This is a genomic window from Nocardia sp. CC227C (genome assembly GCF_030767025.1).
Lineage (GTDB): Bacteria > Actinomycetota > Actinomycetes > Mycobacteriales > Mycobacteriaceae > Nocardia.
In genome coordinates, this window is sequence record NZ_JASITE010000012.1 from 226,191 (window position 1) to 252,796 (window position 26,606).

At 69.8% G+C, this 26,606-nt stretch carries 24 protein-coding genes and 2 pseudogenes; 10 read left to right on the top strand and 16 right to left on the bottom strand.

The window, feature by feature from the left end; all coding sequences use genetic code 11:
- Nucleotides 1–49 precede the first annotated feature (49 nt).
- The gene (locus QMO76_RS24380) at nucleotides 50–1,639 is read left to right on the top strand and encodes a Na+/H+ antiporter (protein WP_306363647.1); all 1,590 of its coding nucleotides are present in this window, start codon (nucleotides 50–52) and stop codon (nucleotides 1,637–1,639) included.
- Between the two features lie 14 nt (nucleotides 1,640–1,653).
- Here QMO76_RS24380 and QMO76_RS24385 read toward each other — a convergent pair whose 3' ends face one another.
- Nucleotides 1,654–2,229 (bottom strand): TetR/AcrR family transcriptional regulator, encoded by a 576-nt coding sequence (locus tag QMO76_RS24385; RefSeq protein WP_306363648.1) that lies wholly within the window; start codon nucleotides 2,227–2,229, stop codon nucleotides 1,654–1,656.
- 101 nt (nucleotides 2,230–2,330) lie between these two features.
- On the opposite strand from QMO76_RS24385, the gene QMO76_RS24390 reads away from it, so the two are divergent.
- The gene (locus QMO76_RS24390; protein WP_306363649.1) at nucleotides 2,331–2,762 is read left to right on the top strand and encodes a DoxX family protein; all 432 of its coding nucleotides are present in this window, start codon (nucleotides 2,331–2,333) and stop codon (nucleotides 2,760–2,762) included.
- Between the two features lie 66 nt (nucleotides 2,763–2,828).
- On the opposite strand, the pseudogene QMO76_RS24395 reads toward QMO76_RS24390, so the two are convergent.
- The 4 genes and pseudogenes from QMO76_RS24395 to eat all read right to left on the bottom strand — a co-directional run.
- Nucleotides 2,829–3,332, bottom strand: a pseudogene (locus tag QMO76_RS24395) (ethanolamine ammonia-lyase light chain EutC); the annotation flags it as partial.
- 240 nt (nucleotides 3,333–3,572) lie between these two features.
- Nucleotides 3,573–3,893, bottom strand: a pseudogene (locus QMO76_RS24400) (ethanolamine ammonia-lyase light chain EutC); the annotation flags it as partial.
- Nucleotides 3,890–5,302 (bottom strand): ethanolamine ammonia-lyase subunit EutB, encoded by a 1,413-nt coding sequence (locus tag QMO76_RS24405; RefSeq protein WP_306363650.1) that lies wholly within the window; start codon nucleotides 5,300–5,302, stop codon nucleotides 3,890–3,892. The gene QMO76_RS24405 and the pseudogene QMO76_RS24400, both read right to left, overlap by 4 nt.
- Entirely contained in the window at nucleotides 5,299–6,717 is a 1,419-nt protein-coding gene (eat, locus tag QMO76_RS24410; protein ID WP_306363651.1) for an ethanolamine permease, read from the bottom strand. Before eat ends, QMO76_RS24405 begins: the two co-directional genes overlap by 4 nt.
- A 170-nt stretch (nucleotides 6,718–6,887) precedes the next feature.
- On the opposite strand from eat, the gene QMO76_RS24415 reads away from it, so the two are divergent.
- Nucleotides 6,888–7,712 (top strand): rhomboid-like protein, encoded by an 825-nt coding sequence (locus QMO76_RS24415; protein WP_306363652.1) that lies wholly within the window; start codon nucleotides 6,888–6,890, stop codon nucleotides 7,710–7,712.
- Here the strand turns inward: QMO76_RS24415 and QMO76_RS24420 are convergent.
- The 3 genes from QMO76_RS24420 to QMO76_RS24430 are packed head-to-tail and all read right to left on the bottom strand — an operon-like array spanning nucleotide 7,611 to nucleotide 9,686.
- Entirely contained in the window at nucleotides 7,611–8,798 is a 1,188-nt protein-coding gene (locus tag QMO76_RS24420; protein WP_306363653.1) for a cation:proton antiporter, read from the bottom strand. The genes QMO76_RS24415 and QMO76_RS24420 overlap by 102 nt on opposite strands.
- Nucleotides 8,799–8,803: 5 nt before the next feature.
- Nucleotides 8,804–9,286, bottom strand: a complete 483-nt coding sequence (locus QMO76_RS24425; RefSeq protein WP_306363654.1) for a cation:proton antiporter regulatory subunit — start codon at nucleotides 9,284–9,286, stop codon at nucleotides 8,804–8,806.
- 10 nt (nucleotides 9,287–9,296) lie between these two features.
- A complete protein-coding gene (locus QMO76_RS24430; RefSeq protein WP_306363655.1) occupies nucleotides 9,297–9,686 on the bottom strand; it encodes a DUF952 domain-containing protein in 390 nt (129 codons plus the stop codon).
- A gap of 53 nt (nucleotides 9,687–9,739) precedes the next feature.
- On the opposite strand from QMO76_RS24430, the gene QMO76_RS24435 reads away from it, so the two are divergent.
- From QMO76_RS24435 to QMO76_RS24450, 4 genes are all read left to right on the top strand, one after another.
- Nucleotides 9,740–11,524: an acyl-CoA dehydrogenase gene (locus tag QMO76_RS24435; RefSeq protein WP_306363656.1), complete on the top strand. Its 1,785-nt coding sequence runs from the start codon at nucleotides 9,740–9,742 to the stop codon at nucleotides 11,522–11,524.
- Between the two features lie 349 nt (nucleotides 11,525–11,873).
- A complete protein-coding gene (locus QMO76_RS24440) occupies nucleotides 11,874–12,068 on the top strand; it encodes a hypothetical protein (protein ID WP_029924071.1) in 195 nt (64 codons plus the stop codon).
- 190 nt (nucleotides 12,069–12,258) lie between these two features.
- Nucleotides 12,259–13,986: a DEAD/DEAH box helicase gene (locus QMO76_RS24445; protein ID WP_306363677.1), complete on the top strand. Its 1,728-nt coding sequence runs from the start codon at nucleotides 12,259–12,261 to the stop codon at nucleotides 13,984–13,986.
- A gap of 1 nt (nucleotide 13,987) precedes the next feature.
- On the top strand, nucleotides 13,988–14,539 hold the full coding sequence (locus QMO76_RS24450; RefSeq protein WP_306363657.1) for a hypothetical protein: 552 nt from the start codon (nucleotides 13,988–13,990) through the stop codon (nucleotides 14,537–14,539).
- 153 nt (nucleotides 14,540–14,692) lie between these two features.
- Here the strand turns inward: QMO76_RS24450 and QMO76_RS24455 are convergent, their stop codons facing one another.
- Nucleotides 14,693–15,433 carry an SDR family NAD(P)-dependent oxidoreductase gene (locus QMO76_RS24455; RefSeq protein WP_306363658.1) on the bottom strand — a complete coding sequence of 247 codons (741 nt, stop codon included), beginning with the start codon at nucleotides 15,431–15,433 and terminating at the stop codon, nucleotides 14,693–14,695.
- Between the two features lie 109 nt (nucleotides 15,434–15,542).
- Here QMO76_RS24455 and QMO76_RS24460 point away from each other — a divergent pair, with 109 nt between their 5' ends.
- Complete coding sequence (locus QMO76_RS24460) at nucleotides 15,543–16,145, top strand: TetR/AcrR family transcriptional regulator (protein ID WP_306363659.1); 603 nt, start codon at nucleotides 15,543–15,545, stop codon at nucleotides 16,143–16,145.
- 34 nt (nucleotides 16,146–16,179) lie between these two features.
- On the opposite strand, the gene QMO76_RS24465 is transcribed toward QMO76_RS24460, so the two are convergent.
- Together QMO76_RS24465 and QMO76_RS24470 are read right to left on the bottom strand one after the other, a co-directional pair.
- The gene (locus tag QMO76_RS24465; RefSeq protein WP_306363660.1) at nucleotides 16,180–17,730 is read right to left on the bottom strand and encodes an APC family permease; all 1,551 of its coding nucleotides are present in this window, start codon (nucleotides 17,728–17,730) and stop codon (nucleotides 16,180–16,182) included.
- Nucleotides 17,731–17,781: 51 nt separating this feature from the next.
- Nucleotides 17,782–19,551, bottom strand: a complete 1,770-nt coding sequence (locus QMO76_RS24470; RefSeq protein WP_306363661.1) for a DEAD/DEAH box helicase — start codon at nucleotides 19,549–19,551, stop codon at nucleotides 17,782–17,784.
- Between the two features lie 75 nt (nucleotides 19,552–19,626).
- Here QMO76_RS24470 and QMO76_RS24475 point away from each other — a divergent pair, with 75 nt between their 5' ends.
- Both QMO76_RS24475 and QMO76_RS24480 read left to right on the top strand, forming a co-directional pair.
- On the top strand, nucleotides 19,627–20,691 hold the full coding sequence (locus tag QMO76_RS24475) for a YihY/virulence factor BrkB family protein (protein WP_306363662.1): 1,065 nt from the start codon (nucleotides 19,627–19,629) through the stop codon (nucleotides 20,689–20,691).
- Nucleotides 20,692–20,800: 109 nt separating this feature from the next.
- A complete protein-coding gene (locus QMO76_RS24480) occupies nucleotides 20,801–21,079 on the top strand; it encodes a GNAT family N-acetyltransferase (RefSeq protein WP_306363678.1) in 279 nt (92 codons plus the stop codon).
- Between the two features lie 22 nt (nucleotides 21,080–21,101).
- Here the strand turns inward: QMO76_RS24480 and QMO76_RS24485 are convergent, their stop codons facing one another.
- The 5 genes from QMO76_RS24485 to QMO76_RS24505 all read right to left on the bottom strand — a co-directional run bounded on the left by QMO76_RS24485 (nucleotide 21,102) and on the right by QMO76_RS24505 (nucleotide 25,828).
- Nucleotides 21,102–22,436: an MFS transporter gene (locus tag QMO76_RS24485; RefSeq protein ID WP_306363663.1), complete on the bottom strand. Its 1,335-nt coding sequence runs from the start codon at nucleotides 22,434–22,436 to the stop codon at nucleotides 21,102–21,104.
- Nucleotides 22,433–23,215, bottom strand: a complete 783-nt coding sequence (locus tag QMO76_RS24490) for an ABC transporter ATP-binding protein (protein ID WP_306363664.1) — start codon at nucleotides 23,213–23,215, stop codon at nucleotides 22,433–22,435. Before QMO76_RS24490 ends, QMO76_RS24485 begins: the two co-directional genes overlap by 4 nt.
- Complete coding sequence (locus QMO76_RS24495; RefSeq protein WP_306363679.1) at nucleotides 23,212–24,177, bottom strand: iron ABC transporter permease; 966 nt, start codon at nucleotides 24,175–24,177, stop codon at nucleotides 23,212–23,214. The genes QMO76_RS24490 and QMO76_RS24495 overlap by 4 nt, the downstream gene beginning before the upstream one ends.
- Nucleotides 24,178–24,260: 83 nt before the next feature.
- A complete protein-coding gene (locus QMO76_RS24500) occupies nucleotides 24,261–25,313 on the bottom strand; it encodes an ABC transporter substrate-binding protein (protein ID WP_306363665.1) in 1,053 nt (350 codons plus the stop codon).
- A 164-nt stretch (nucleotides 25,314–25,477) separates the two neighbouring features.
- Nucleotides 25,478–25,828, bottom strand: a complete 351-nt coding sequence (locus QMO76_RS24505) for a MarR family winged helix-turn-helix transcriptional regulator (RefSeq protein WP_306363666.1) — start codon at nucleotides 25,826–25,828, stop codon at nucleotides 25,478–25,480.
- Between the last annotated feature and the right edge of the window lie 778 nt (nucleotides 25,829–26,606).

Below are 26,606 nucleotides of genomic sequence, written 5' to 3' on the forward strand. Positions count from 1 at the left end.
CGAGGGAGCCTGTTCGACAATCCAGCGCATCGACAGCAAACTGGCTGGGGTGCATCACCAGTTGGAGTTGATCTTCCTGGTCCTGTTCGCGACGATCCTGGCGCAGCCGCTGGGCAAGCGGATAGGCCAGGCTCCGGCCGTGCTCATGACGGCCTTCGGGTGTGTGCTGGCCCTCATTCCCTCGGTGCCGGAGATCCACATCGACCCGGAGCTGATTCTGCCGATGGTGCTGCCGCCGCTGCTCTACGCCCAGGCACGGCGCACCTCGTGGCGGCAGTTCGCCGACAACTGGAGCGCCATCGTCATGCGGGCGGTGGTGCTGGTCGTCGTGACCACGGCCGCCACGGCCTGGGTGTTCCACGAGATGTTCCCGACGGTGCCGATCGCCGCGGCGGTGGCGTTGGGCGCGCTGGTCGCGCCGCCCGATCCGGTCGCGGTCTCGGCGCTGGCGGGCAAACTCGGGCTGCCGCGCCGCCTGGTGTCGGTGCTCGAGGGTGAGGGGCTTTTCAACGACGTCACCGCCATTGTCATCTACACGGTGGCCATCCAGGCGGTGGCCACCGGCACCTTCTCGGCGTGGAGCGCGGCCGGGGAGTTCGTGCTGTCGGCGCTGGTCGCGGTGGGCGTGGGTTTGGCGCTGGGCTGGCTGGGCGGCATGCTCATGAAGCGGCTGGGCGAAGCGCCGTGGCAGGTGGCGCTGGGTCTGCTGCTGCCCTTCGCGGCCTACGGCATTGCCGACGCCCGCGGCGGTTCCGGTGTGCTGGCGGTGCTGGTGTGCGCGCTGTATCTCACCGACGCGGCAACGGATTTCAGTGACAGCGCCTATCGGACGGTGGGCGACTCCTTCTGGGAGATCACCGAAATGCTGGTCACCGGCTTCGCTTTCGGTCTCATCGGCCTGGAGTTGAGCACTGTGCTGCGCACCGCCGGCCCGGACTGGCCGCGCTTGCTCACCGGCGCGGCGGCCGTGGTGGCGGTGGTGGTCGGGCTGCGCCTGCTGTGGCTGCTGGGCACCACCGCAGTCTTCCGAGGCTGGTGGCGCACCCGCGACAAGGATGAGCCGTACACCTGGCGGGAAACCCTGGTCACCTGGTGGGCCGGTATGCGCGGGGTGGCGACCGTCGCCCTGGCCTTGGCCGTGCCGTTCACCACCGACGACGGCGAACCCTTCCCCGGCCGCACCGAGATTCTCTTCACCGCCTTCGCCGTCGTGCTGTTCACCCTGCTGCTCCAGGGACCGACGCTGCCCGCCGTGGTGCGCGCGACCGGTGTGCACGCCGACACCGAACTCGAGCGCACCCTGGAACGCCAACTGTGGACCCGGGTGCTGAACGCGGAACTGGCGCGCCTGAAACAGATTTCGACCACCGAGGACCTGCCCGAGGACGTCTACGTCCGCCTGCGCGAATCCTTCGAGCGCCGCCTCGCCCAGGCCGATCCGGAAGCCGCCGACGACAAGGCCCGCATCACCACCGACAAGACCCTCAGGTTCACCACGCAGATGCGCAGGATCACCCACGAGGTCATGGAGGCGGGCCGCACGGCAGCCCTGACGGCCCGCCGCGAGCCGGGTGTCCCGCCGGATGTGGTGGACCGGGTGATGCGCCGACTGGATCTGCGATCGAATCCGATGCCCTGAGCGCCGGCGCCCGGTCAGTCGGCGTGTCCGCTCTCGAATCGAACGGCCGACACCATGGCCAGCGCCAACGCCTCGGGATCGTCGCCGTCTAGTTCCGAGCCCACCAGCGCACCCTCGCGCCACAGATGCGCGAAACCGTGCACCAGCGACCAGGCCGCCAGCCGTCCAGCCCGGCGGCCCTCCGGTTCGAGACCCAATTCCGCTATACCGGAACGTAATTCCGCCCCGGAGCGGCTGCGCGCCGCGATCAGCCGCGCATCGTCGACACACAGCAGGTCGCGGCGGAACATGACGTCGAAATGGCCGGGCCAGCGCCGGGCGAAACCGATGTAGGCGAGCGCCACGGCCCGGAAGTCCCCTGCCGCGCCGGCCAGTTCCGCCGCCAGCAGCTCGAACCCCTCGACGGCCAGTTCGGTGAGCAGTCCCTGTTTGTTGCCGAAGTGGTGGGCGGGCGCGGCGTGCGAGACTCCGGCCCGTTGTGCGAGGGCGCGCAGCGATACCGCGTCCACGCCGTCCTGGGCGATCTGTTCGGCCGCGGCCCGCAGCAGCGCGGCGCGCAGATCGCCGTGGTGATAGGCGCGCTTGGTCATCCTCCCATCCTGGCGGCAAATCTTGTCATTGACAAGTTCCCGGCGCTCGCCCTAATCTATCCACTGTCAAGTTCCGCTGTTCGCCCAGTCAGGAGTGCCCCATGGCGCCACTCATCGCCCTCATCGTCGTCACCGGACTGTCCCGCCTCGCCGGCCTGCTCGGTATCGACTGGCTCGACTCCTGGCCGCATGCCACGCGCATCGGCCTGGCCGCCATGTTCCTGCTCACCGCGAGCGCCCACTTCACCCAGCCCAAACGGGAGGCGCTGATCGCCATGGTGCCGCCGGCCTTCCCCAACGCGGCGGCGATGGTGACCCTCACCGGTGTCCTGGAGGCGGCCGGCGCGGTGGGCCTGCTGCTGCCGCCGGTGGCACCGGTCGCCGCACTCTGCCTGGCGGCGCTGCTGATCATCATGTTCCCGGCCAATATTCGCGCCGCGCGCAACGGCGGCGGGGTCAAGACGATGCCGCTACCCGCTCGAACGGTGGTGCAGGGCGTCTTCCTCGCCGCATGCGCACTGGCGGCATTCTGACCCGATACACCGGGTGCACACGGTGATCGCCCCCGCACGAGAGACGGGGAGGCGATCATCGTCGGCTCACACCGACGCGCCACCCGCCTCGAGCACCAGCGCGTCGGCAGCGGAACCGATCGCGCCCACCGAGGTGTCCTTCAACTCCACGCCGGAGCGCCCGAGACGGCGGGCACCCTCGATCAGCCCCGCGGCCACCCGCGCCGCGCGCTCGTAGCCGAGCCCTTCCGGCGGATGGATGTTGGAGATGCAGTTGCGCTCGGAGTCGGCCCGCCCCGGGCGCGGCCGGTGGGTGAGGTAGATGCCGAGACTGTCGGCGACCGACAGGCCGGGGCGTTCACCAATGAGCACCAGAACCGTTGTGACACCCAGACTTTCCCCGACGTGATCGCCCAGCGCCACACGCGCCTGGGTGGCGATGACCGGCGGGGCGAGGGTGTAGCGTTCCCTCAGCACCGCCACCAGTGCCCGCAACATGGGCACACCGTGCTCGGTCAGCGCCCGGGGTGACAAGCCGTCGGCGAGAACGAAGCCTATATCGGCACCCGTGCTGGGCACTGCCGAAATCCCGTGCCCGGCGGGGGCACTCGGGACCGCCGCCGCCCGCCGATCGGCGAATCCAGCCACCGACGACATCGACGCCGCCCCGACCTCGGCGCGGGTCGCGGCCGCTCGCGCCGACCCGATGGAACTCTTCAGGGTGCCATCCACCTCGACGAAATCCGCGGCGGTGAAACCCGTTGCGGTAGATCTCGACCCGGCGGCATCCGTCGCGATCGAGTCCACCCCGTCGACCGCACCCTGTTCGGTCGCGGGCAGACGCCCGAGGTCGGGGCGGCGCAGATACTCCGAGCGGTCCGCCGCGCGGCTGAGCACGTGGACCGGTCGGCCCAAGCCGACCTCCGCCACCCGGGCGGCCAGGTCGTCCACCGCGAGCGGGGTGTGCACCGCGTCCCGCGCCGCCGCGTGCGCGGCCCGGAACTCCAGCACCTGTCGGGTGGGCAGGGCATCCCCGGTGCGTCCGAGTCCGATGCGCGCCTGGGTGGTGCGCCGCAGCTCGGCCCAGAACTCCTCCGACGTATCGGTGTGGACGGTATCGGTGTGAACGGTATCGGTGTGGACGGGCCTCATGACGCACTCGCCAGGGCGCGCAGGGGTGAGGCGAGCGGTTCGACCGGCCGCACCCGGCCATCGGCGTCGAGCATGCCGAGCCGGTCCAGCCAGCCCGCGAACTCGGGAGCGGGCCGCAGCCCCAGCACCTTTCGCACGTACAGGGCATCGTGATAGGCCAGGCTCTGATAGCCGAGCATGACGTCGTCGGCCCCGGGCACCGCGATGACGAAGGCCGCGCCCGCCGCGCCGAGGAGCGTCAGCAGGGTGTCCATATCGTCCTGGTCGGCCTCGGCGTGGTTGGTGTAGCAGACGTCCACGCCCATGGGCAGGCCCAGCAGCTTCCCGCAGAAGTGGTCCTCGAGTCCGGCGCGGATGATCTGCTTGCCGTCGTAGAGGTACTCGGGCCCGATGAACCCGACCACCGTATTCACCAACAGCGGATCGAGGTCGCGGCAGACCGCGTAGGCGCGGGTCTCCAGGGTCTGCTGGTCCACCGGCTTCCCGCCGGTACCGAGATGCGCGCCCGCCGACAGCGCCGACCCCTGACCGGTTTCCAGGTACATGACATTGTCGCCGACCGTCCCCCGGCCCAGTGCGCGCCCGGCCGCGTTCGCCTCCCGCAGCAGTGAGATATCCACCCCGAACCCGGAATTCGCGCCCTCGGTACCGGCCACCGATTGGAAGACGAGGTCCACCGGGGCGCCCGCCTCGATCAGCCCGAGCGTGGTGGTGACGTGCGAGAGCACACACGACTGCGTCGGAATGTCGAACCGCTGCCGCACCTCGTCGAGCAGGTGCAGCAGATCCGCGGTGGCTCGCGGTGAGTCGGTGGCCGGATTGATGCCGATCACCGCGTCGCCACAGCCGAGCAGCAACCCGTCCAGTACCGCCGCCGCGATGCCGCGCGGATCGTCGGTGGGATGGTTGGGCTGCAAGCGGGTGGCCAGCGTGCCCGGAAGTCCCACGGTGGTGCGGAATCCGGCCCGCACCTCGGTGGCCGCGGCCACCGCGATGAGGTCCTGATTGCGCATGAGCTTGCTGACCGCCGCCACCATTTCCGGGGTGAGACCGCGTGATACGGCGGCGAGGGCGGCGGCCGCGTGTTCGGTGGCGGCCACCGCCAGCAGCCAATCCCGCAGCCCGCCCACGGTGAGGTGTGAGATCTGCTGGAACCCGATGCGATCGTGGGTGTCGATGATGAGCCGGGTGACCTCGTCGCTCTCGTACGGCACCACCGGCTCGTTCAGGAAGGTGAGCAGCGGCACCTCCGCCAGCGCCCACTGCGCCGCCGCCCGCTCGGCGTCGGAATGTGCCGCGCACCCGGCCAATTCGTCACCGCTGCGGCGCGGCGTGGCCTTGGCCAACAGCTCGACCAGACCGTCGAACCGGTGGCTCACACCGCCGATGCGCTGCTGGTACACCGTCATTCGAGCTCCTTCTCGGCGCGGGCCAGGATCGCGAACTCCTCATCGGGTGAGGCCGCGACCAGCCGATGCCGGCTGTACAGGGCGAAATAGAGCATGAAGGCGCAGAACGCGGCCAACGTCGCGCCCGCGGCCGCCGGATCGACCAGGAAGGTCGCCAGCACGGACACGCAGGCGATCACGAGTGCGAATCCGGTGGTCACCACGCCGCCCGGGGTGCGGTAGGGCCGCCGCATGCCGGGCTCGCGGACCCGCAGCACGATATGGCTCACCATCATGAGCACGTAGCTGAGTGCCGCGCCGAAGACGGCCATGTTCAGCAGCATCGCGCCCTCGCCGGTCAGCGACAGTCCGAAGCCGATCACGCCGGGCACGACGAGTGCGAGTGTCGGCGCTTTGCGTGCGTTGGTGACCGACAGGCTGGTCGGCAGGTATCCGGCCCGCGACAGTGCGAAGGTCTGCCGTGAGTAGGCGTAGACGATGGAGAAGAAGCTCGCCACCAACCCCGCCAGACCGATGTAGTTCACCGCCGTCGCCGCGCCACCGCTGCCCAGCGCCTCCACCAGCGGATTGCCGGAGGTCGAGAGTGCCTGCGCGCCAATCGCTCCCGTGGACAGCACCAGTACGCTGCCGCCGGTCACCAGCAGCACCAGCATGGCGGCGATAATGCCCTTGGGCACGTTCTTCTCCGGCTCGCGCGCCTCCTCCGCGGCCAGCGGCACCCCCTCGACGGCCAGGAAGAACCAGATGGCGAACGGCACCGCCGCCCACACGCCGAATGCGCCGAACGGCAGGAACTCCGAGGCCCCCGCCGCCCCCGTATCGACGGGGATGTCGGTGAGATTGCCCAGATCGAAACGACCCCAGGCGGCCACCGCGAACACCACCAGGCCGATCAGCGCGATCACCGTGATCGCGCACATCACCTTCAGCGCCTCCCCCGCCCCGGTGAGGTGGATGCCGATGAACAGCGCGTACACCGCCAGATACACCCACCAGCCGTCGGTGATCCCGAACAGGTTCAGCGATTCCACGTACGCGCCGATGAAGGTGGCGATGGCCGCGGGTGCGATGGCGTATTCGATGAGAACCGCGGTGCCGGTGGCGAATCCGCCCCACGGCCCGAGTGCCCGGCGGGCGAAGGTGTAGCCGCCGCCCGCCGCGGGCAGGGCCGCCGACAGCTCGGCCATGCCCAGCACCATGGCCAGGTACATGCCCGCGATCACCACGGTGGCGATCAGGAGCCCACCGAATCCCCCTTCGGCCAGGCCGAAATTCCATCCGGAATAGTCACCGGAGATCACATAGCTCACGCCGAGCCCGGCCAGCAGCAGCCAGCCCGCCGATCCGGAGCGCAGGGTCCGCTTGGCCAGATAGTCCTCGGCGCTGTCCGCCGTCGGCCTCGAAGCAGTCGTCATGCAGGTTGCCCGTACCCCTCGTACTCGGTTGGTCAAACGCCCAAAGGGCTGACCTGTAGATCCTCCGGACCCATATTGCTGACGTGTAACTACGAGTTTGTGTCGGCATGACGCCGCGTTACGGAACCGCCTGCGTGCCGCCCGGTCGCGGACCGAGCACAATCGCAGCTATGCCGCCCGTGCCGCACCGGTACCGCTCCCCGTGGACCCGGACCATCGACATCGCCGACGAGCTGCGTCGGCTGCGGAGCCGGTGGCGGCGACCGCACCGGTCACGGCGGGCGGCACGGGCGGTGCGCGACCACCTGGCGGCGGCACCGGCCAGCGTTTGCTACGCCTTCACTCTCTTCGTCACCTACTGGACGCTGCGGGGCGCGAACGAGATCACCGATCGGCACATCATCTTCTCGGCCTCCACCAACCTCGCGAATATGCGCCGCGACCCCGTTCAGGTGCTGGTGGCCTCGGCGTTCTGGGTGGACGGCGACTTCCCGTGGGAGTTCATCATCACCTTCCTGACGGTGATGGCCGCCGCCGAACGCTGGCTGGGCACCCTGCGCTGGATCGGCGTCTTCACCATCGGGCATGTCGGGGCCACGCTCACCACCGTCACCGGCATCGCCTACGCCGTGGACCATCACCTGATTCCGCTGCGGGTGGCGTTGGCCTCGGATGTCGGCCCCAGCTACGGCATCTCGGCCGTGCTGGCGGCGCTGACCTTCCGGGTGCGCGGCGTGCCGCGACTGCTGTGGGCGGGCCTGCTGATCCTCGTCTACGTGGGGGCGGCGGTGCGCGGGCGCACCTTCACCGACTACGGCCACGTGCTGGCCATGACCATCGGCTTCCTCATCGCCGGGACGGCGGTCCTCGCCGCCCGGCGGCTGGAACGCGAGTCAGCGCCCGACGGGCTCGGCCCGAGGCCGGTCCTGCTTGATGAAGGCGACGGCGGGTTCGACCAGCCGGGCGGCGATCGGCCCGAGCACCGCCATCAGTAGCACGTAGGCCGAGGCCAGCGCGGCGAGTTCACCGTCGACGCCGCCCATGGTCACCGCCAGTCCCGCGATGACGATCGAGAATTCGCCGCGGGCCACCAGCGCCGCGCCCGCACGCGCCCGGCCCATCCGCCGGATGCCCTGCCGCTTGGCCGCCCACCACCCAGTGCCCACCTTGGTCAGGGTGGTGACCACGACCAGTGCGACCGCCCAGCCGAGCACCGGCGGAATGGCGCGGGGGTCGGTATTGAGACCGAAGGCGACGAAGAAGATGGCAGCGAACAGATCCCGCAACGGCTCCAGCAGTTTCGCCGCCTGCTGGGCGGTCGATCCCGAGATGGCGATGCCGAGCAGGAACGCGCCGACCGCGGCCGAGACGTTCAGCGCCGAGGCCACCCCCGCGACCAGCAGCGCCGCGCCCAGCAGTTTGAGCAGGAACACCTCCCGGTCCTCGCTGTCCACGACGGCCGAGACGTACCGGCCGTAGCGCAGCGCGACCACCAGCACCACGGTGATGGCCAGCATGGCGATGCCGAGCGTCTGCAACCCGGCGGCGAAACCCAGCCCGGCCAGCATCACGGTGAGAATGGGCAGGTACACCGCCATGGCCAGGTCTTCGAAGACCAGGATGGACAGGATCACCGGCGTCTCGCGGTTGCCGAGCCGGCCCAGGTCGGTGAGGACCTTCGCCACGATGCCCGAGGACGAGATGTAGGTGACCCCGCCCATGGTGATCGCGCCGACCGTGCCCCAGCCGAGCAACAGTGCCACCAGCACACCGGGGGTGGCGTTGGCGACGATATCGAGCAGACCGGCCAGCCAGGACCGCCGCAGCCCGGTCACCAGTTCCGCGGCCGTGTACTCCAGCCCGAGCAGGAGCAGCAGCAGCACCACGCCGATCTCCCCGGCGAGATGGCCGAATTCGGCGGCGGCGTGCATCTCCACGATCCCGCCGGTGCCGAAGGCGAGCCCGCCCAGCAGGTAGAGCGGAATGGGCGACATGCCGAACCGTCCGGCGATCCGGCCCATCCAGCCGAGCGCGAACAAGATCGCGCCGAGTTCGACGAGTCCTAGCGCCGTCGCATCCACGCCGCTCAGCCGTCGGCGAGGATGCGCGCGGCCGCGTCCAGGCCCTGCGGTGTGCCGACCACGACGAGCAGATCACCGGAATCCAGGACGAAATCCGGCCCGGGTGAGGGATGCAGCTGCCCGGCCCGCATGACCGCCACGATGGATGCCTTGGTGCGGGTGCGCATCCCGGTCTCCCCCAGCATCCGCCCCCGGTACGGCGAGTTGTTGATGATGGGAAGCTGCCGGGTGGTGATGCCGGGCAGATCGCGATGGTCTTCCTTGAGGCTCTCCACCAGCTGCGGCGCGCCGAGCAGGTTGGCCAGCACCGCCGCCTCGTCGGTGGTCAGCGGCACCTGGGCCAGGCAGGCATCGGGATCGTCGCGCTGCGCCACGATCAGGTCGATACCCCCGTCACGGTGCACCACCACTCCGATCCGGCGACCGCCGCGGGACTCGAAATCTTTCCGCACACCGATGCCGGGCAGCGCGGTAACGTCGACGTTCACGACGTCCAGATTAGGACAGATCCCCCCGCGGCATCTCCACCGGCACGAAGCGACCCTCCGGGCCGGGCCGGAAGTCGGTGACCTCGACGACCGCCGCCACCGGCAACGGCCCGTAGAGATGCGGAAACCGCATCGATTCCGGATCGGTCGGCACGCCCGGCTCCCAGCGCACGGGATCGGCCAGGCGGGTCGGGTCCAGCCACAGCAGCACCAGATCCCGGCGGCCCGCGAACAGGCGTTCGGCGGGCAGGTGCACCTGATGCGGTGCGGACAGATGGATGAAGCCGGCCTCGGCCAGCGAGGGGGCGCGCAGTTCCCCGGCCGCCCGCGCCGCCGCCCATTCCTCCCGCGAACAGATGTGCAGGAGCGGGCCGGTGTGGTCGGGTGCGTCGGATGCCATGCCCGTCACGCTAGCGGTGTCCACGACGCGAGGTCTCTGATAGACCGGTGGCCATGAACCCGTCGCTCATCATGTCCGCCCGCGATATCGAATTCCTGCTCTACGAGTGGCTGGACGTGGAGTCGCTGACGACGCGGGAACGCTACGGCGACCACTCGCGTGACACCTTCGACCAGGTGCTGCGACTGAGCCAGGATCTCGCCGCCCGGTACTTCGCGCCGCACAACCGCGACAGCGACCTGCACGAGCCCACCTTCGACGGCGAGAAGGTGCACATCATCCCCGCGGTGGGCGAGGCGCTGCGGGCCTTCGCCGCTGCCGGGCTGATCGGCGCGGCCATGGATTACGAGGTCGGCGGCATGCAGCTGCCCTACAGCGTGTTCACCGCCTGCATGTCCTGGTTCCACGCCGCGAACGTGGGCACCACCGGGTACGCGCTGCTCACCGTCGGCAATGCCAATCTGCTTGCCACGCACGGCAGCCCGGAGCAGGTCGACCGCTTCCTGCGCCCCATGCTCGACGGCCGCAGCTTCGGCACCATGGCGCTGTCGGAGCCGCACGCCGGATCCAACCTCGCCGACATCACCACCCGCGCGGTCCCCCAGCAGGACGGCAGCTACCGGCTGTTCGGGCGCAAGATGTGGATTTCCGGTGGGGATCACGAACTCTCGGACAATATCGTGCACCTGGTGCTGGCCCGGATGCCCGACGCGCCCGCGGGCACCCGCGGGATCTCGCTGTTCATCGTGCCCAAATACCTGCCCGCCGCCGACGGCACGCCCGGTGAGCGCAACGACGTGGTGCTGGCGGGCATCAACCACAAGATGGGCTGGCGCGGCACCGTCAATACCGCGCCGGTCTTCGGCGACGGCCGCTACACCCCCGGCGGGGCCGCCGGTGCCGTCGGCTACCTGGTCGGGGAGCCCAATCGCGGTCTGGCGTACATGTTCTCGATGATGAACGAGGCGCGCTTGGGCGTCGGTCTGGCCGCCACCGCCCTGGGCTACACCGGATACCTGAAATCCCTGGACTACGCCCGCGATCGACCGCAGGGCCGCCCGCAGGGGGTGCGCGACGGCGCGCAGGTGCCCATCGTGCGGCATCCGGATGTGCGGCGGATGCTGCTGGCGCAGAAGGCGTACGCGGAGGGCGCACTCGCCCTACAGCTGTACTGCGCCAAGCTGGTCGACGATCTGCGCACCGGCACCGACGCCGAGCGCGCCGCCGTGCTGCTGCGCATCCTCACCCCGATCGCCAAGAGCTGGCCGTCCCAGTGGTGCCTGACCGCCAACGACCTCGCCATCCAGGTGCTCGGGGGTGCGGGCTACACCCGCGACTACGACGTCGAACAGCACTATCGCGACAACCGGCTCAACCCCATTCACGAGGGGACGCACGGCATTCAGAGCCTGGATCTGCTGGGCCGGGCCGTCACCGCCGACGGGGGCAGCGCGCTCACCGCTCTGGTCGACGCCATCGCGACCACCGTGACCGCCGCGCGCGACACCGGCGACGAGGAGCTCACCGCCTTCGCCGACGCCCTGGACCTGGCGGCGGGCCGGGTCGCCACCACCACCGCCACGCTGTGGCAGGACCTCGATCCGGAGCCCGCGCTGGCCAACTCCGCGGCCTATCTGGAGGCGGTCGGGCATGTGGTGCTGGCCTGGATCTGGTTGCAGCAGTCCCTGGTTGCCCGCGGCGGCGACGCCTTCGCACTCGGCAAGCGGGCGGCGGCTCGCTACTTCTTCAACTGGGAGCTGCCCCGCACCGGTCCGCTGTTCGACCTGCTGGTCTCGCGCGACCGGACCACTCTGGACCTGGACGAGTCCTGGTTCTGAAACAGATGCTACTCGCGTTTGCTACCGAGTCCGTGCCGATATCCAATCGGAGTGTGAGTGTCGATGCCCCCGGGTAGTCTCCCGGTAAGACAAATGGATCGGCCTGTTCCGGAGGGTGATATCGGCGTTTCGCGAATGCGGCCTCGGGCTGTTCGCTTCTAGCGAAACCGCAGGTCGTGTTAGCGAGAACACAAAGAAACATTCTCGGGAACAAAGCCCCCGTCCCGAACGTCTGACAAAGTAGTCATAGCCACTGCTGGGAAGTAGCGGTAGCGAGCTCACGGAGAGGTCCGTGAGCCCCACACCAGGCGAACGGTGTGTGAGCACCCGGAGCCAGGACGGAGGAGTCATGCCAGGAACCCTGACTAGCACCCCACTGACCGCGGTCGACCGTTGCGACCGCTGCGGGGCAGGCGCGCGCGTGCGCGCGACCCTTCCCGGTGGTGGAGAGTTGCTCTTCTGCCAGCATCACGCCAATGAGCACATGGATCGTCTTCGTGAGCTCGAAGCCGTGATCGACACGGAGTCGGCACCGGCGCTGTAATCAGCTCCTCCGCCTCGCGGTACATGAACGCGAGGGGTCCGCTCGACAACTGAATCTTCCCAACAGAAAACCCGACAGCGGGCGACCACACGGTCGCCCGCTGTCGTGCTCTCCGCCCGCCGACTTGACACGAACCGAATCGAGGTGTCCCCTGTCCGCCATCCACGTCACCTACCTGCCGGACCGGCACATGTTCGCCCTCTGGACCTGGGCCGGAACCGCCCCCGGCGCCGGCCCGCGCGGGATCGGGGAGCGGGAGACCGTCGCGCTGGCCGTGCCGTCCGGGCGGCGGATCGAGATCGCCGAGGTCGAATGCGCGCTGGTCGAACCCGAGCGACTCCCGACGCTGACGCTGCCCGGCCTGGCGACATCCGGCCGCGCATGGCTGGCCGCGCTCACCGACACGCCCGGCCCGCTGCCCGCCGCCGCGCACGCGGTGCCCAATGCGGCCGGGACGGCCGTGGTGTCCGCCGACCGGGCGCTGCGCACCCTGCGGGAGACGGTGGCGCTGGCCGGCGAACTGCGCTCGGGCCTGAAGGCGGAACTGCGGCCGTACCAGGCCCGCGGCATCACCTGGCTGCGGGAGACGACCGCCGCGCACGGCGGCGCGGTGCTGGCCGATGAGATGGGCCTCGGCAAGACCGTGCAGGCCATCGGCTTCCTGCTGGGGCGGGCGAGCGAGGGGCCGCAGCTGGTGGTGTGTCCGACCTCCCTGGTCGGCAACTGGGTGCACGAGATCGAACGATTCGCACCCGGCCTGCGCGCCGTGGCCTGGCGGGGCGGGCAGCCGCCGCGCGCCACCTCGGACACGGTGGTGGTCACCGGCTACCCCACGCTGCGCGGACACGGCCCCGCCCTGGCCGCATCGCACTGGTCCGCGGTGGTATTCGACGAAGCGCAGGTCTTGAAGAATCCGCGCACCCAGGTGGCCAAGGCGGCACGGGCCATCGACGCCGCGGTACGGGTGGCGCTCACCGGTACGCCGGTGGAGAACCACCTCGACGAACTGTGGGCGCTGCTCAACCTGGTGGTGCCCGCGGAGTTCACCCACCGCGCGCAGTTCCGGCGGCGATTCGTGCGGCCCGTGCACGAGGGGTCGGCCGAGGCGGTGCTGCGGCTGCGCGACGCCATCGAACCGGTGCTGCTGGCGCGGCGCAAGGCCCAGGTGGCCGCGAGCCTGCCGCCCAAGATCCACAGCGATCTGGTCTGCGATCTGACCGCCGAACAGGAGCGGCTCTACGACCGACTGCTCGATCGCGCCGAGGCGGCGGGCTTCGGTTCCGGCGCGCAGCGGCACACGCGCGTGCTGGCGGTGCTCACCGAGCTGAAGCAGGTGTGCAACCATCCCGGGCTCGTCACCGGTGAGCTGGACGAATTGTCCGGGCGCTCGGGCAAGTTCGACGTGTGCGCCGATATTCTCGCCAACAATGTGGAGGTCGGCGCGCCGACACTGGTGTTCACCCAGTACCGGCGCACCGGGGAGCTGCTGGTGCGGCTGTGCGCCGAGCGGTTCGGGGTGGCGGCCCCGTTCTTCCACGGCGGGCTGAACCAGCAGGAGCGCGCCGAGATCGTGCGCCGATTCCAATCCGCCGACGGCCCACCGGTTCTCGTGCTGAGCCTGAAGGCGGCCGGGACGGGGCTGACGCTCACCCGGGCGGCGGATGTGGTGCATTTCGACCGCTGGTGGAATCCGGCGGTGGAGGCGCAGGCATCCGATCGCGCGCATCGCATCGGACAGACCCGCACCGTCACCGTGACCACGTTGACCTCGGGCACCACCATCGAGGAGCACATCGCGGGCATGCACGATCGCAAATCGGCGCTCACCGACCTGTCCGATGCCGCCGGGGTGGCGACCCTGGCCCGCCTCGACGACGACCGACTCATGGAACTGCTGCGCCGGAAGCGAGGCAACTGATATGCCCGACAACGAATTCGGTTTCACGACCTGGGGCATGGACTGGGTGCGCCTGGCCGAACCGCTCTCGGTCACCAGACCCGAACCGCTGCTCCCCCGCGCCCGCAGCATCGCCCGGCACGGCGGGGTGCGGACGGAGATCGAGCACACCGTGGTGCGCGCCACCATCCACCGCGGTTCCGAGGCGTCGGTCACCTACCTGGAGTTCGCGCCGCTGACCGGGGCCGCCACCCGCACCATCGCCGAACTCGTCCCCGCCGGTGCGCTGACCCCGACCGACGAGATGCACGCGGCGATCCGCGCCACAGGCATCACCCTGGCACCCACCCTCACCAGTGCGGACTGCTCCTGCCGCGCCCGCACCACGCGCTGCGTCCACATGCTCGCCACCTGCTACACCCTCGCTCGCATGGTGGACGAGAATCCCTGGCTGGCCCTGGACCTCCAGGGCTACCGCACGGGCGGCGCGACCGAGGAGGGCCCGGAGCCCGCCCCGGCCCGCTGGACCCCCATCGACAGTCTCGATCCCGCCCGGTTCTTCGACCTCGCCTGACTACGGTCGGCGCGGCTGGGCGACCGTGGAAATCACCGTCGCGCATCCCCGCGTCTCCCAGGAGCACGGCGTGCGCGATGGCGACTTCGCCCATCCGTGGGGCGACCATCCCGCTTCTCCCAGCCGCTGGGCCGAGTCGCGACCGGCCGCGGGTCAGGCGTTCGTTCCGCTGTCGACCGTGAGGAACGCGCCGGTGACGCTGCGGGCGGAATCGCTCGCGAGATAGGTGACGGCGGCGGCGATATCGGTGGCCGCACCGAAGCGGCCCAGGGCGGTGAGCTGGACCTGCCCCACGGCGTGATCGCTGTCGGCCGGGTTCATATCGGTGTCGGTGGAGCCGGGCTGGATGAGATTGACGGTGATGCCGCGCGGGCCGAGTTCGCGGGCAAGGGCTTTGGTGAAACCGTTGAGGGCCGATTTGCTCAGGTTGTAGAGCGTCAGTCCGCCGAATGGCGCGTGCTCGACCAGGTTGGTGCCGATGCTGATGATGCGGCCACCCTCGGTCAGATACTTCAGCGCGGCCTGCGCGGCGACGAACGGGGCGCGGGCGTGGATGTGCAGGGCGTTGTCGATCTCGTCGACGGTGAACTCCTCGAACGGCTGGGCCGGGAAGATGCCCGCGTTGTTGACCAGCACATCGAGCCGGCCGAGCTCGGCGGCGGCGCGGTCGACGGCGGCGGCCACCGCGATGGCGTCGGCGCTGTCGGCCCGAATGGCCACGGCCCGACGACCCAGCGCCTCGAGTTCGGCCACCATGTTCTTCGCCAGCACCTCATTGGCCTGATACGTCAGCGCCACATCCGCGCCCGCGACGGCGAGCGCGCGGGCGATCGCCGCGCCGATCCCCCGGCTGCCACCGGTCACCAGCGCCACCTTGCCCGTCAGATCCGACATCGGAACCCTCCATCACTTTTTGTGTCGATCAGTACATAAATACCCAAGCAGAGGCCGGGCGGTCGCGTCAAGGGGTATATTTAACGATCGACACAGAAAGGAGTTCGCCATGGCGGAACGCGGACGGCCACGGGCGTTCGACCGCGACATCGCGCTGCGGCGCGCCATGGAGGTGTTCTGGGAGCACGGCTACGAGGGCGCGTCCATGACCGACCTCACCACCGCCATGGGCATCAACTCCCCCAGCCTCTACGCGGCCTTCGGCGGCAAGGAGGCGCTGTTCCGCGAGGCCGTCGCGCTCTACGGCCGCACCGAGGGCGGCCTGACCGAACGCGCCCTGCGCGAGGAGCCCACCGCCCGCGCCGCCATCGAGGCCATGCTGCGCGACAACGCCCGCTCCTACACCACCCCCGGCTCCCCGCGCGGCTGCATGGTGGTGCTGGCGGGCTCCACCTACACCACCCGCAATACCGCCGTCCGCGACTTCCTCATCGAGATGCGCAGGAGCACAACCGAAGACATCCGGCGGCGGCTGGAACGCGGTGTCGCCGACGGGGATCTGCCGCCGGACACCGACGTCGACGCCCTCGCCGCCTTCTACGCGACCGTGCTATACGGGCTGTCCATCCAGGCCCGCGACGGCGTGGACGACAGCGAGCTGCAACGCTCCATCGACACCGCCATGGCGGCCTGGCCGGTACCGGCACCCTGACCGCGAATCCGCTGCCGCCCGGCGACTTCCAGCCTCAAACGCGCGGCGACATATCCGATTCGACGATGCGCTCCGAGGGCTCGGGCAGCCGCCGCGCCAGCACCTCGCCGCGGAAGAACGGCGGCATGGACCTGGCGAGCAGCAGATACAGCGGAATGCCGAGCAGCAGGGTCCCGACGCCGAGCAGGAACACACCGCCGATCTGCCAGTGCGGCGGGAAGGGCAGCGTCCAGGCGGAATCGCCGTAGTCGGCCTGCCACGAGGTGACCGCCGTCCAGCCCGCCGCGAACAGCAGCATGCCGCCACCCAGCGCGGGCAGCACCCCCTTCATGACGAGAGCCCTGCGGTCGGAGGGGAATTCGTGCCGGTACAGCCAGGCGCAACCGACACCGGTGAGGCCGTAGTAGACGCCGATGGAGATACCGATCGCCGTCACCGCGTCGGCGATGAGCCGCCCGCCGGAGGCGAAGTTCAGCGCCACGTAGAGCAACACCGACAGCGCACCGAACACCACCGTCGACACGATCGGGGTGCGGAAGCGTGGATGGATACGGCCGAACGCCTCCGGCAGCGCCCGGTGCAGCGCCATGGAGTAGGTGGTGCGCGCGGTCGGCAGGATCGTGGTCTGGGTGGAGGCCGCGGCGGAGGTGAGCACCATGAGGAACAGCAGGTGCACCAGGAACGAGCCGACCGGCCCCGCACCGAACACCGCGGTGCCGAGCGCGCCGAGCACATCGTCGACGTGCTCCGGATTGGCCAGCCCGAGCCCCTCGGTGCCGTCGCCCGCGAACGCCTGTGCCGCCACCGTCACCACCAGGTACAGCGCGACGAGGGTGATGGTGGACAGCACCGCCGACCGACCCGGCGTACGGCGCGGATCCACCGTCTCCTGATTCACCGAGACCGCCGAATCCCAGCCCCAATAGATGAACACCATGAGCAGCAGCGCGGTCACGAAGTCGTTGAACGAGCCGATGGCGAACGGGTCGAACCACTCCCAGCTCGGCGTCGCCGCCCCCGCCGCCGCGTGCCCGAGGAACACCCGTACCAGCGCGACCACCGCGAACAGCACCAGGATTACGAACTCGATGGCCAGCAGCCAGGACTGCAACCGCGCCGACACGTCGATCCCGGCCACCGCCACCGCGGTCATGACCACCAGATAGACAATCCCCAGCAACAACACCCACCAGCTGGTGGCATCCGATCCGATCCCCTCGGCCCCCACCAGCAGGAAGGTGTACTGCGCGCTGATCTGGGCCAGGCTCGCCATCACCAGCAGATCCGACACCACGATCGCCCACCCGGCCATCCATCCCGTGAACGGCCCGAACGCCCGCGTCGCCCACACGAAGCTGGTCCCCGGATCCGGTTCCACCGCATTGAGATCCCGGTATCCGATGGCCACCAGCAGCATCGGCACGAACGCCAGCAGCACGATGACCGGAGCCTGCAACCCCACCGCCGCGACCACCAGGCCGAGCGTGGCGGTAATGCTGTACGCGGGCCCGGCGGAGGCCACACCGATGACGACGCTGGACGCCAGGGAGAGCGCACCCGACCGCAGGGTGCTCGGAGAAGTCACCGGACAAGGCTAATAGCAACCCTGTCGCAACCGGCAATCGCGACGCCGCGGCTACATCCTGCGCAGTGCGGCGATCCGCTGCTCGAGCTGGTCGGCGGTCGCCAGCGCCGTGGGCGGTCCCCCGCATTCGCGCCGCAGCTCGCCGTGAATCACCCCGTGCGGCTTGCCCGTCCGATGATGATGCATCGCCACCAGACTGTTCAGCTCCCGACGCAGTTCCCCGAGCCGGTCGGCGGTCGCCGCCCGCTCGGTGGCCGCGGTGATCCCGGCCCCCGATTCCGGTCGCACCGCGGTGTCCACCGCCGCACTGCGCTCCTGCAACTGCCGGGTCTGCCGATCGCGCAACAGCGCCCGCATCTGATCGGCGTCGAGCAGCCCGGGAATGCCGAGGTAGTCGGCCTCTTCGTCGCTGCCCGCGAAGGTCGCGGTACCGAAGGAGTCACCGTCGTAGATGACCTGGTCGAGTTCGGCGTCGGCGGCGAGGGCGACGAATGCGCGCTCCTCCTCCCCCGGCTCGTCCTTCTGCCGGTTGGCGTCGATGAGCAGTTCGTCCTCGAGGGCGCTGGCCTCCCGATGCGGTTTGCCGATCACGTGGTCGCGCTGGATCTCCAGCTGCGCCGCCAGGTCGAGCAGCACCGGCACCGACGGCAGGAACACGCTCGCGGTCTCCCCGGGTCTGCGCGCACGCACGAACCGCCCGATGGCCTGCGCGAAGTACAGCGGCGTCGATGCGGAGGTGGCGTACACGCCCACGGCCAGCCGCGGCACGTCGACGCCCTCGGACACCATGCGCACCGCCACCATCCACGGGTCGGTGTTCCGGCTGAACTGGTCGATGCGGTCGGAGGAGCCCGGATCGTCGGAGAGCACGACGGTCGGCTTGCTGCCGGAGATGTGCTCGATCAGTTCGGCGTAGTCGCGGGCCTTCTCCTGGTCGGTGGCGATCACCAGGCCGCCCGCGTCCGGCATGCCGGTGGCGCGCAGTTGCCGCAGGCGGGTGTCGGCGGCGGTGAGCACCTTCGACATCCAGTCACCGGCGGGGTCGAGCGCGGTACGCCAGGCGCGGGCGGTGTGTTCGACGCTCAGCGGTTCACCCAGGCGGGCCTGATACTCCTCGCCCGCGCTGTCGCGCCAGTGCGCGTCGCCGCTGTAGGCGAGGAAGACCACCGGACGCACGACACCGTCCGCGAGGGCCTCGGAGTAGCCGTAGGTGTGGTCGGCGCGCGACTTCTCGAAACCCGACTCGTCGGGTTCGTAGCTCACGAACGGAATCTTCGAATCGTCGCTGCGGAACGGCGTACCCGTCAGCGCCAGACGTCGGGTGGCGTCGCCGAACGCCTCCTCGACCGCCTCGCCCCAGCTCTTGGCGTCACCGGCATGGTGGATCTCGTCGAAGATCACCAGGGTGCGCCGGTTCTCGGTGCGCACCCGATGTTTGAACGGATGCGAGGCCACCTGGGCATAGGTGACCACCACACCGTGGTAATCCGACGATGTGGAGCCCGTTGAGTTCGAGAAGTTGGAATCGAGTTGCAGTCCGCTGCGCTGCGCCGACGCCGCCCACTGGTGTTTGAGGTGCTCGGTCGGCGCGACCACGGTCACCTGGTCCACGGTGCGGTCGGTGAGCAGTTCGGCGGCGATACGCAGCGCGAACGTGGTCTTACCGGCACCGGGCGTGGCGACCGCGAGGAAGTCCCGTGGCTTCGACGTCAAATACTTGGTGAGAGCCCTACGCTGCCATGCACGAAGCGAACCGCCACCACCCGAAGTCACTCGGAAGAGATTAGCGACCGCGACCGACACCGCACCAATTCGACACATCACAGTTGGGTGGTTCCCGACACATTGGCAGGTCGTAAGGCAACCGCAACCCCGGTGGGCGATGCTGTAACCACCATGAACGAACGCGCTGGCCCTTCTGCGACATCCGCCGCACCGAGTGGCGTGCTCGTGCGTGTCGCCGCCGCCGTGCGCCGGATCTGGGAACTCGTCGCCCATGTGGCCGTGAAGGCGTGGGACGACTCGATTTTCGCCAAATCCGCCGCGGCGGCGTTCTGGCAGACGCTGTCGCTGGCCCCGCTGCTGCTGGGCCTGCTCGGCAGCCTCGGCTACGTGGGCGGCTGGTTCGGCCCCGACACCGTCCAGATCGTGGAATCCAAGGTGATCAGCTTCAGCCGGAAGCTGTTCAGCCCCAGCGTGGTCGACGATCTCATCGCGCCGACGGTCAACGACGTGCTGTTGCGCGGCCACGGCGGGGTGGTGTCCTTCGGCTTCGTGCTCTCGCTGTGGGCGGGTTCCTCGGCCATGGCCACCTTCGTGGACGCCATCACCGCCGCGCACGGTCAGGCCGATGCCCGACATCCGGTGTGGCAGCGGCTGTTCGCGCTGCTGCTGTACGCGGGCTTCCTGGTGGCCTCGGTGCTCATCCTGCCGCTGGTCGCGCTGGGACCGGCCCTGGTGGGCCGCGCACTGCCGGAGAGCTGGCGCGAACCCGGGCTGCGGCTGGTCGACAGTTTCTACTACCCGGGCACGGCGCTACTGCTCATTGTGGGATTGACCACCCTGTACAAACTGGCCCTGCACCGCACCCTGCCGTGGCACCGGCTCTTCGGCGGCGCGCTGGTGGCCGGGGTGTTCTTCATGGCCGCCAGTGAGGGCCTGCGCCGCTACCTGACCTGGGTCACCCGCACCGGCATCAGCTACGGCGCGCTCGCCACCCCGATCGCCTTCCTGCTGTTCACCTTCTCCCTCGGCTTCGCGGTGATCCTGGGCGCGGAGTTCAACGCCAGCGTGCAGGAATTCTGGCCCGCCCGGCAGACCCGCTGGGCGCAGTTCCAGCAGTGGCTGGCGCGGCGCCGCCGTCGGCTGGCCGAGGACTTCGGCCCCGGCGACGGCGATCCGGACACCGATCTCCCGCCACCGCGGCCACCCGCGGACCCCCAGCCCGTGCGAACGGTCTGAACGTCGCCGGACCGATCGTCGACCACCCGCGCGAAGCTCGCTCAGCGTCTTCGCGGACCTCGCCGCGGACTTCGAGGACGTCAGCGGCAGCCGCGCCGCCGTGGTCGCGATGGACGGCCCGGTGATCGAGGCGCACCGCCCCGCCGAGCCCGTCTGGGGCTTGGCCGTCGTCGGCGTGCACCCCGACCACCGCGGCCGCGGTCTGGGCCGGGCCGTCATCGCCCCGGGCCTGGCCGCCGCGGACACCGAGCATGTCCCGGCCTTCCTGGAGACCCAGGACCCGACGAACGTGCCGTTCTACGAATCGCTCGGATTCGAGACGATCGGCCACGTCCGACTGCCGGAGGACGGCTCGCCCCACTGGGCCATGCTCCGGCCGCCGCGCTGAGCGCGGCGGCCGTCGGCCCTCGTCACGAGTTCGTCGTAGTCCCGGCCGAGGGAATCGTCGCCGGTCGGGAGACGCGCCGCAGCGTGGGCGGCACGGCCAGGGCGAAAGCTCCGCTCATGAGCAGCCACGGCGCGGCGGCGGCGAATCCCGTTGTCGGCAGGAGGTCGGACAGCAGACCGGTGGCGGTCACCGCGGGCAATACCGCCAGCCCGGCGATCGATGCGAAGAACCCGTAGTAGGCCCCCAGCCAGCGGTCTCCGGCGAAGCCCGGTATCACCGCCCGTGCGGTGGGGGTGGCGATCATCTGCCCCACCGTGAACAGCAGGATGAATCCCACCAGGACGACCAGGGCCGCCACACCGCGCAGGTTCGCCGCCACACCGGCCGCCCCGACGGCGAACGCGGCGGCCATCGAGGTCAGACCCACCGCCAGACAGGTTGCCGGTCGCAGACCGGCGACAGCGGCCGTGACCGGCAGCTGCCCGAAGACCACCAGCAGCGACGCCGCCGCGAAGAGCACGCTCAGCGGTGCCGCCGATCCCCACGCCCGTTCCACCTGCAGCGGCAGCAGCAGATAGAGCTGGTTGTAACCGATCAGCTGGACGCTCATCACCACGGCGAAGGCCAGGAACGGGCGGTTGGCCAGCACCTCGCGCCACCCGGACACCGGCCCCGTATCGCCGGTGCGGCGAGCGGCCGGTTCGGGCCGTTCGCGGGGCAGCCAGCGCAGATGGGCGCAGCCGATCAGCACGAACAGCGCCGCACCCACCAGGCAGGCGGCGGTGAAGTCGACTGTCAGCAGGGCCGCACCGACCAGCGGGCCGAGGAAGGTGCCCATTTGCCCGAACGCGTTGAACAGGGCGAATGCGCCCAGCCGCGCCGAGCGCGCACCGTCGGGCGGTTCGGGCGAGCGGTCCGTCGCGGTGCTCACGGGTGCGACCGCCGCCCGGGCGAGCGCGGCCTCCACGGCCGGGGAGAACAGTGCTCCGGCGAACCCGGTGAGCGCCGCCCCCGCACAGATCCCCACCAGGCCCGTGGACAGCCCCAACCCGAGGAATCCGACCACCCGGCAGGCACAACCCAGCAGCACCACCGGCCGCACCCCGATCCGGTCGGACAGCAGCCCGCCGACGAAGAACAACCCCTGCTGTGACACCGTCCGCAGGCCCAGCACCGCGCCGATCACCGCGGAACCCTGTGCCAGATCGTCACTCAGGTGCACCGCGAGGTAGGGCAACACCATGAAGAATCCGACATTGAACGCCAACTGGGTCGACACCAGCAGACGCACCACCGGACCGGCCGCCCGAAACCCGCTCACCACGGTCACGCGCGATCCACGGTCCAGACCGGTCACCGCACCTCCACCGCGGTTTCCGCGGGCAGGAAGCGGATGTACAGTCCGCCGTCGACGGCCTCGCTGACCTCGGCGTGGACCTGGTACACCGCACCGATCAGGTCGGCGGTGAGCACCTCACGCACGGGCCCGGCCGCCACGACCCGGCCGCCGCGCAACACGATCAGGTGATCGCAGAACATGGCGGCCAGGTTGAGATCGTGCAGGGCGACGATCGAGGTCAGCGGCAGCCGCGCGACCAGTGCCATCAGCTCCAGCTGGTGGTGGATGTCCAGGTGGTTGGTGGGCTCGTCGAGCAGGAGTTCCCGGGGCTGCTGCGCCAGCGCCCGGGCGATCTGCACACGCTGGCGCTCACCACCGGACAGTCGGTGCCACAGCCGGTCGGCCTTGTCCTCGAGACCGGTGTGCGCGAGCGCGGCGGCCACCGCCGCATCATCGGCCTCACGATCCGCGTCGAACAGGCCGCGATGCGGAATCCGCCCCAACCGCACCACATCCCGCACCGTGACGTCGACATCGGTGTCCGCGTGCTGCGAGACCACGGCCACCGCGCGCGCCACCTCCCGCCGACCGATCCGACGCAGGTCACGGCCGTCGAGTCCGACGGTGCCGGCGGTCGGCGCGGCCAGTCCGGCGAGCAGCCGCAGCAGCGAGGACTTGCCCGAACCGTTCGGCCCCAGCAGGCCCACCGTCTGCCCGGGCTCGGGATGCACGCTGACCGAGTCGACGACGATCGCCCCGCCTCGATCCCAGGTCACGCTGTCGGCGTGGAGTGTCATGCGACCGCCCTCCGTCGGAACATGATGAACACGAACACCGGGACGCCGATCAACGCGGTGCCGACACCCACCGGCAGCGGTGTGGGCGCGAACGCAACCCGCGAGAGCGCGTCGACCCACACCAGGAAGACGGCTCCGAAGATCGCGGCCACCGGCACCAGGCGACCGTGTCCGGGTCCGACCAGAAATCGGGCGGCGTGCGGGAGAACCAGCCCCACGAAGCCGATCGCGCCGGCCACGCTCACCAGCGCGGCGGTGATCAGCGAGGTGAGCACCAGCAGCCCACCCCGCACCCACGGCACCGGCATGCCGAGCGAGGCGGCCACATCGTCTCCGAAGGTGAAGGCGTCCAGCACGAAGGCCAGCACCGCGCAGACGATCACGCCGACGACCGCCACCGCGCCGGTCAGCCACACATCGTCCCAGCGCACGCCCTCCAGCGAGCCGAGCAGCCAGAACATCACACCCCTCGTCTCGTCGGAGTCGGCGAAGGCGAAGATCACGAAGGAGGTCAGCGCGGAGAACAGCTGTGTCATGGCCACTCCGGCGAGGATCACCCGTTCATTGCTGCCCCCTGACCCGCGCGCCAACAGCAGCACCAGGGCGAAGGCGAGCAGAGCGCCGAGGAACGCGCCGCCGGACATGCCGAGCACCGCGCCGCCCAGGCCGAGCACTCCGATGATCACCGCGCCGGTGGAGGCGCCGGAGGAGATACCCAGCAGGAAGGGATCCGCCAGTGGATTGCGCAGCAGAGATTGCAGCACCACACCGCACACCGCGAGGCCGGCGCCACACGCCGCGGCGACCAGCGAGCGGGGCAGCCGATCCTCCCAGACGATGGCGTCCTCGGTGAGCCGGACCGGGATATCGGTCAGGCCCAGGTGATTGGTCAGGATGTCGCGCACGTTGACCAGGGAGATGTCCGCGGTGCCCAGGGTCACGGCGACGATCACCGACAGCACCAGCAGCGTGCCGCCGAGCAGCACCAGGGCGGGACCGACGGCGCGGCGGTGGGCGGTGACGCGGCCGCCGCGATCGAGCGTGGTCACCGCGGCGGCAGCTGGGCGAGGCCGTCGACGAGCTTCTCGATGCCGTCCACGGCGCGGATCGACGGATTCAGCTCGGCACCGTGCAATGCGATGTACCGCTTGCCCTGCACCGCGGCCAGAGCGCCGGTAACCGGGTCGGACTCCAGGAATGCCTTCTTGTCGTCCAGACGGTCACCCGGGAAGCGGGTGCGGGCGAGATCGCCGAGCACCAGGATGTCCGGGTTGCGGTCGACCACCGCCTCCCAGCTCGTGGCGGGCCAGTCGTCGGCCACGTCGGCGAAGACGTTCGTCATTCCCACCGTGGTGGCCAACAGGTTCGCCGAGCCCAGCCCACCGGCGAAGTACGGGCTCCTGGTGTCGGCGAACCAGAAGCCGACGGTCTGCCCGCCGGCCCGCGCCTTCTCGAGGGCGGCGTCGGTGCGCTGCTTCAGGTCCCGCACCAGTCGCGCACCCCGTTCGGGCACGTCGAAGATCTGCGCCAGCTCGGTGATCTCCTGATAGAGCGCGTCCATGGTGAGCGGCCGGGTGCGTTTGCCGCCGGCGTTGATCGACCGGCCGTCCTCACAGTCGGTCGGAGACAGATAGGTCTCGGTGCCGGTCTCGGCGAAACGCTCCCGGGTGGCGACACCGCCCTCCCGCTTGAAGTGCCGGCCGAACGACGCGGTGACCAGGTCCGGGTCGGTGCCGAGCACGGCTTCGTAGGACGGGGCGTTGTCGGCCAACCGCGGCACCTCGGCATTGGCCTCGGCCAGGTTCTCCCGGACCGGGTCGGTCCACGACGCGGTACCCACGATCTTGTCGGCCAGCCCGAGCGAGAGCAGGATCTCGGTCGACCCCTGGTCCAGGGACACCACCCGCGCCGGTACCCGATCGAAAGTCTGTTGCCGCCCGCAGTTCTCGATCGTCAACGGGTAGGTCACCGTCCCCTCGGCGGCGGACGCGGCCGCCGGGTCATCGACCGGCTCCGAGGCGCCGCAGCCGGCGAGTAGGCCGGTGGACAGGATTGCGACAACGGCCGATACGACTGTTCGGCGGGGGCTCCGGATCATCGGGGACCTCTCATCAGGATCGCTCGGTGGTAGCGAGCGGACACCGCAAATTAGGGCAGGCTAAGCATCGTACATAGGACGAATCGGCTACAGGGGACAAGGCCGATCCACCACCTCGCGCGAACCCGCCCGCTCGCGGTCACCCGACTCGATCCCGGACGCGCTCACGCATAGGGATCGGTGATCTCGCGCAGCCGTTCGAGACTCTCCCGCAACTGCCGCATCCGCCGGACACCGAGATGCGCGGCCCATTCGTTCTCCACCCGCGCGGCGACGCCATTGGCGAAATCCGCCATCTCCCGCCCCCGTGCGGACAGCCGCACCAGTCTGGCGCGGCCGTCGTTCGGGTCCGGTACCCGCTCCACATATCCGGCCTTCTCCAACTGGTCCACCAGGAAGCTCGCCGTCCGCTTGGTGATCCGGGCCCGCTCGGCCAGTTCGGTGAGCCGACCGCCGTCCGCGGCGATCTGCGCGGCCAGTCTGCGCCCCAGCCTCGCGCTGCTGCTCGTGATCACCGGCCGCCCAGCGGGTTTCGCGCACACCACCGGGCCGGGCACCGAGGCCCTCGCGACACGCCTGCCTGATTGGACTGACGCGCCTTCCTCGTCACCCTAGATGGCGGCGTGCGACGGCAACCGGTCGACGGCGCAGCGACGCTACGGCCACTGCTCAGGCCGCTCGAGCTGAGGAAACAGCTCAATCCTTCTTCATCATCTCGTAGAACCCCCAAGATCGTGCGCTGACCGGGCGATCTTGGGGTTCTACCTATCCTGACCTGCTGTTTCGCGGTCCCAACGTGTCCCATGGGTTCCGGCTGAAGCCCTTGGCTTCCTACCATTTCGGCCGCAAAATGGCACGCAAAATCGCACCTGAATTCCCATCGCTGCCCACCGTTTCGGCTGCCAAGTGCACCCACAGTGAGTAGCAATCACACCATCGACGGGCGGCTACGCCCCTGCATTTCGATCCAGATATCGGCTCGTCTCCGGGATGCCCACAACCGACGCGGAATGTGGTCCCTGCGGCTGGGCCGTACGACTGCCCGCATTCGACAGTGCACGGCCCGCACACACCGAAGGAATCCGGGATCGCTTCCACGCGTGATGGTGTCCAGAGAGGGTATCGACCACTACGCACACGCCTTGTACCAGTAGAAACTGTTGGCGATCAGGTAGCCGCGACCGTCTCCACCGGCGAACGCCAGCTTCGGCGATCGTTGGGTTACGTAGCCGATCCGGTGTCACTTCGCATCCGAGCCGACCAGCGAGAAGGCGCGGGTCGGTGGTGAGGCCG